The following is a 4,978-nucleotide window of genomic DNA, read 5'->3' on the forward strand; positions in this document are numbered from 1 at the left end:
GTTCCGGCAAAAGCGGACACGGCGAAACAGGAAGCAAACAAGGATTTATAGACTTTTATAAGTTCTTGGCAACGGGAGAAGATTGTCCGGCCCAATTCAGTACGAGCCCATAACAGCCAAGACCATGCTCAATTCGGTCAAGGCGCCCTCCATGCCTTTTGACTGGTCTCTAAATCCGTACAGAGGATGTCAGCATGGATGCAGCTTCTGCTATGCCCGCAGCACTCATTCCTACCTGGGAGAGAAGGCGGACGATACGTTTCAGAAGCATATCTATTTGAAGGAGAATGCGGCGGAAGCATTGAAGCGGCAGCTTGCAGCCGCCGCCCGTTCGAAGAAAGGTTTGGAAGCACTGGGGAGCATCGCCATAGGCACCGCGACCGATCCTTATCAGCCTATCGAGAGCCGGGCCCGTCTGACTCGGCAATGCCTGGAGGTCCTGATTGAATATGGGGTACCGGCCAGTATAACGACCCGATCCCCGCTTATCCTGAGAGACCTTGACTTGCTGAAGAAGCTGCCTCATGTATCGGTTAACCTGAGCGTCAATACATTGAACCGGAAGCTATGGAGACAGTTGGAGCCCTCCACCCCGTCCCCGGTCAAAAGACTGGAAACCGTCAAGCAGTTGAGGGAAGCCGGAATAGAGGCCGGAATTTTCATGGCGCCGATCCTTCCCTATTTGACGGATACCCCGGAAGAGCTGCAGGAATTCGTCGATACCGTTCCTTCGTACAATCCTTGTTATGTCATACCGTCCTATCTGCGGTTGAGCACAGCCGAAGTGAAGGTTTGGTTCTTCGCCACCCTGGAACAGACCTATCCGGAGCTGCTCGCCCGCTATGCCCGTCTCTACCGGCATTCGGGCTATATCCCGTCCGAATACCGCGAGGAGAAAATGTATTTCATCAAAGAGCAGCTTGCCCGGCACCATCTGCAGACTTCCCATTCGGGGCCTAAAGACAATTCCCATATTCACAAGACGGAGCTCCGCCTAGACCCGCAGGAGGCGGAAGAACAGCCGGTTCAGCTGAGCTTTTCCTTCGAGAATCTTTAATCGCACTAATATTACTCGAGGTAGATTATTATCCCGGATAAATAACAGAGTCCGTCCTTGCAATCTCCGAGGTCCATCTGAAGCAGCTTACAGATCCGGGATCTGCCAATCTATCTCGGCGATCCCGTTCTCCCGCAGGAAGCGGTTGGCTCTGGAGAACGGCCTGCTGCCGAAAAATCCCCGATTCGCCGAGAACGGGCTCGGATGCGGGGACTTGATGATGCAGTGCTTGTCCGATGTAATCTGCGCCGCTTTCTCCTGGGCATATTTCCCCCATAACAAGAAGACAAGCGGCTTCTCCCGTTCGTTAAGCAGCTCGATCACCCGATCCGTGAAACCTTCCCATCCCTGTCCTTGATGGGAATTAGCCATCCCCCTTCTGACCGTCAGCACCGAATTCAGCATGAGCACCCCCTGCTCCGCCCAGCTTTGCAAATAGCCATTATTCGGAATTTTACAGCCCAGATCGTCGCGAAGCTCTTTATAGATATTTTGCAGAGATGGGGGAGGCTGGATGCCCGGCAAGACCGAGAAGCTTAAGCCGTGAGCCTGACCGGGACCGTGATACGGATCCTGGCCGATAATGACCACCTTCGTATTCTCATATGGCGTTGAATGCAAGGCCGAATATATATGGTGCATATCCGGATATACGGTATAAGTTTTATACTCCTGAACGAGAAACTCTCTTAAACGGAGATAATAAGGCTTGGCAAATTCATCCTCAAGCAGCGGTGCCCAATCGTTCTTCAAAATAGCCATTCTACTTACCTTCCTTGTATGAAAATTAAGTTTAATAGAATTGTAGCATAATCTCCCGGGCCTCTTCACTGCATCAAGCACAAAAAAACAAGCCTGCAGAATGATCCATCCGCAGGCTTGTCCTATTCCTCCCGCAGCCGATGCTCCCGGCTTACGGGTTGGTTGTTCCATATTATCGTTTGCTTACAAAAGCTCTTTGCGCAGCTGTTCAGGAGATTTGGGGGACAGGGCACCAAACGGAATATCAAACACCGTCTTGGCCCCGGTTTGTCCTTCCTTGGCCAGTCTATAAGCCGCTCTGGCATAAGCGACCAGCACGCTCGCCGTAAATTCGGGATTGCTGCCCAGCTTCAGCCCGAACTCGATCAATTGAGTGCTGTCCGCTCCGGTCTTCCCGGAACGAAGCACATGACCGCCGTGAGGCATAGCCGAGTGGTTGGCCTTCATCTCTTCTTCCGAAATGAAGTGAACGATCGTCTCGTAATCGGCGAAGTAATTCGGCATCGACTTGATCTCCGCCTCGATCCGATCGCGATCGGCGCCTTCCTCGGGTACAATAAAGCATTCCCGCAGATGCTTGTCCCGGGTCGACAGCTCCGGATTCTCTCCGGCGCGAACTCTCGATACGGCCGTTTCGCTTGGAATCGTATATTGGATGCCGAGCTTGACTCCTTCTACCCGGCGAACCGCATCCGAGTGTCCTTGGCTGACTCCCTTACCCCAGAAAGTATATTCCTTACCCTCGGGAAGAATGGCTTCCCCGAGCAGACGGTTCAGGGAAAACAAGCCGGGATCCCAGCCGGTAGAGATGACACTGACGTGCCCGGACTTACGCGCTTCGGCGTCTACCTTGGCGAAATATTCAGGAATGCGGGCATGGGTATCGAAGCTGTCCACCGTGTTAAACATAGCGGCAAATTCGGGCCCCTGGACAGGCAGATCGGTCGCGGATCCCCCGCATAGAATCATTACATCGATCTTATCTTGATAAGCCTGCACTTCAGAAATATGGACCAGCTTGGAGCCTGCTGTGAGCTCTTCCGGTTTTCTTCTTGTGAAGATGGCCTCCAGTTGGAAATCAGGGTTTTGTTTGAGTGCAAGCTCTACACCTTTACCCAGATTCCCGTAGCCTACAATACCGACAGTTATTTTATGTTCCATATGATTTCCCTCATTTCTGTGACCAGAAGATTTATATTTCCTGTAATACAAGTTCGTGCTTTGAAACATTATATCAATAAAATTAACATCATCACAACGAACCGCTCAATAGAAATATTTTATAGCTAACGGAAAGCATTTTTATTTCTGAAGGACACCCGGAATCCGGCCCCATAATATCCGCCCCTATATCCCTTGCGGGTCAGGGCTAGCTTTGTTTATTCATTCCCTCTTTCTCTTCCAGCCATTCCTTCAAGACAACCGCTTGATTATATCTTTCATCTTTGGCCGCATATAGAAGGGTGACAGGCTCCTTGCCCCTGACCATTTGTCTAAGCTTATGCAGGGTCCGGCCAGCTTCCCCGTCGGCCTGGTCCAATTCTTGCATATATTGTTCTTTGAACGATTCAAATCTATCCGGATTGTGGGCAAACCATTGGCGCAGCGCTCGGCTGGGAGCCGCCTCCTTCATCCATTCATCCAGGTGTGCGGCTTCTTTAGTCATGCCTCTTGGCCAAAGCCGGTCTACCAAAATTCTAAGTCCGTCCGTCGGCGCCTGCTTGTCATAGATCCGTATGACCGAGATCTTGCCCATACCAAATCCCCCTTACATATAGAATCCTGCCGCATGAAAGGGCCAATCCAGCAGCAAGAGCGTCTTCCCTAATGGAGACGCTCCTCTTTATACCCATCAGCCGGTTTTCGCCGTCTTCAATCTTTCCAGTTCGGAGGTAACCTTTTCAATCATATTAACGAAGGAAGCCAGCTCTTGGGAACTGACCGATTGATTCTTGGCATAGTTCGAAGTCCGCTTCGATTCTTCTTCTACCTGGCGCAGAAAACGATGAACGGACGTCAGCTTGAGCCGGATTTGATCCAGGGCTTCTCTGGAACGGGAAGCCAGCTTACGGACCTCGTTGGCCACGACCTCGAAGCCCCGCCCCTCTTCTCCTGCACGTGCGGCTTCAATGGCTGCGTTAAGACCGAGCAAATGGGTCTGATCGGAAACTTCCTGCATCAAGGTACCCATTTCATTTATGTACTGAATTTCCTTATCCAGCTCGTACAGCAGATGATTCGCCTTTTCCTGGGAGTTGACGGTATTCTCCGCCATCTCGGCCACAGACTGACTGCTTGCTCCAAGCTGAACCATCATGCCCACAAGATCCTGAATGGAGGCATTAATTCCTTGCAGCATCTTGCTTTGTTCCATACTGACCGCTTCCAGTTTTGCCTTCTCCAGCTTCTCGTATGCTTCCAGAACCAATTGGGAGTCGAAATTAAACATCTTGGTCAAGGAATGGATCACCTTCACCCAATCTTGGGGCATGGTTTGTTGAAAACGGACGGAAGCTATGTCCAGATAAATCATATACGTTCCCAAATACCAGTTGGAATCCAATCCGATTCTAGAATGAACAGAGCCTACATGCATACGCTTCTGAATATACTCCTCGTCAATAACCCCTTCGGTCATCGACATGAAATACCATCTTTGAGTTTCTTTCAGACGCTCCATCGTACTATGCTTCTCAATAACTTCCTTCAATTCGGGATGCGCCATAATATGGTCATAAAGCTCGTCCACCAAGCTTTCCACAATTTGTTGAAACTCCGCTTTCTTCGATTTCAGCAAGGACAAATCCGCATCGCGGATGCCTACATACTCCAGCTGTCTCCTGCGTTCCTCTGTCAAATTAATCATTCTTCAACGCCTCCCGATGTCTTCAACCAAATTTCCTGCTTTTGCTCTTAATCTTATTATAGTATTAATCCCGTTCAGAATCCTCCTTTATTTGTAAAAAAAGCTTTTAACGAAGTTTTTTCGAAGATGAATAACCCGGTATTAGCGGAAGCTTTTTATGCCAATTGGAAAGTCGCTCCATTTCAATACTTTAATGAACTTAAACTTTTCAATGTGGTAAAAAAAGCTTTTAACGAAGTTTTTGCGAAGATGAATAACCCGGTATTAGCGGAAGCTTTTTATGCCAATTAGAA

Annotated in this window: 6 protein-coding genes; 2 read left to right on the forward strand and 4 right to left on the reverse strand. The window is 49.6% G+C overall.

Annotation, left to right across the window (positions count from 1 at the left end; translation table 11 throughout):
- Positions 1–82: 82 nt before the first annotated feature.
- The gene (locus FS806_RS13620) at positions 83–1,057 is read left to right on the forward strand and encodes an SPL family radical SAM protein (protein ID WP_260982077.1); all 975 of its coding nucleotides are present in this window, start codon (positions 83–85) and stop codon (positions 1,055–1,057) included.
- Between the two features lie 87 nt (positions 1,058–1,144).
- Here the strand turns inward: FS806_RS13620 and FS806_RS13625 are convergent, their stop codons facing one another.
- The 4 genes from FS806_RS13625 to FS806_RS13640 all read right to left on the reverse strand — a co-directional run bounded on the left by FS806_RS13625 (position 1,145) and on the right by FS806_RS13640 (position 4,685).
- Entirely contained in the window at positions 1,145–1,819 is a 675-nt protein-coding gene (locus tag FS806_RS13625) for a uracil-DNA glycosylase (protein WP_144937322.1), read from the reverse strand.
- Positions 1,820–2,002: 183 nt separating this feature from the next.
- Positions 2,003–2,980, reverse strand: a complete 978-nt coding sequence (locus FS806_RS13630; protein ID WP_144937325.1) for a diaminopimelate dehydrogenase — start codon at positions 2,978–2,980, stop codon at positions 2,003–2,005.
- A gap of 208 nt (positions 2,981–3,188) precedes the next feature.
- Positions 3,189–3,575 (reverse strand): DUF488 domain-containing protein, encoded by a 387-nt coding sequence (locus tag FS806_RS13635; RefSeq protein WP_144937328.1) that lies wholly within the window; start codon positions 3,573–3,575, stop codon positions 3,189–3,191.
- A 96-nt stretch (positions 3,576–3,671) separates the two neighbouring features.
- Positions 3,672–4,685 carry a globin-coupled sensor protein gene (locus FS806_RS13640; protein WP_144937331.1) on the reverse strand — a complete coding sequence of 338 codons (1,014 nt, stop codon included), beginning with the start codon at positions 4,683–4,685 and terminating at the stop codon, positions 3,672–3,674.
- Positions 4,686–4,811: 126 nt separating this feature from the next.
- Between FS806_RS13640 and FS806_RS25745 the strand changes: the two genes are divergently transcribed.
- Positions 4,812–4,976 (forward strand): hypothetical protein, encoded by a 165-nt coding sequence (locus FS806_RS25745; RefSeq protein WP_186328349.1) that lies wholly within the window; start codon positions 4,812–4,814, stop codon positions 4,974–4,976.
- Positions 4,977–4,978: the final 2 nt, after the last annotated feature.

This window comes from Paenibacillus sp. 32O-W (assembly GCF_007679495.1).
Classification (GTDB): domain Bacteria; phylum Bacillota; class Bacilli; order Paenibacillales; family NBRC-103111; genus Paenibacillus_L; species Paenibacillus_L residui.

Excerpts from the sequence above, each read along its gene's own strand:
- FS806_RS13640 (WP_144937331.1), bottom strand. The coding sequence starts at position 4,685 with ATGATTAATTTGACAGAGGAACGCAGGAGACAGCTGGAGTATGTAGGC.
- FS806_RS13635 (WP_144937328.1), bottom strand. The coding sequence starts at position 3,575 with ATGGGCAAGATCTCGGTCATACGGATCTATGACAAGCAGGCGCCGACG.
- FS806_RS13630 (WP_144937325.1), bottom strand. The coding sequence starts at position 2,980 with ATGGAACATAAAATAACTGTCGGTATTGTAGGCTACGGGAATCTGGGT.
- FS806_RS13625 (WP_144937322.1), bottom strand. The coding sequence starts at position 1,819 with ATGGCTATTTTGAAGAACGATTGGGCACCGCTGCTTGAGGATGAATTT.
- FS806_RS25745 (WP_186328349.1), top strand. The coding sequence starts at position 4,812 with ATGAATAACCCGGTATTAGCGGAAGCTTTTTATGCCAATTGGAAAGTC.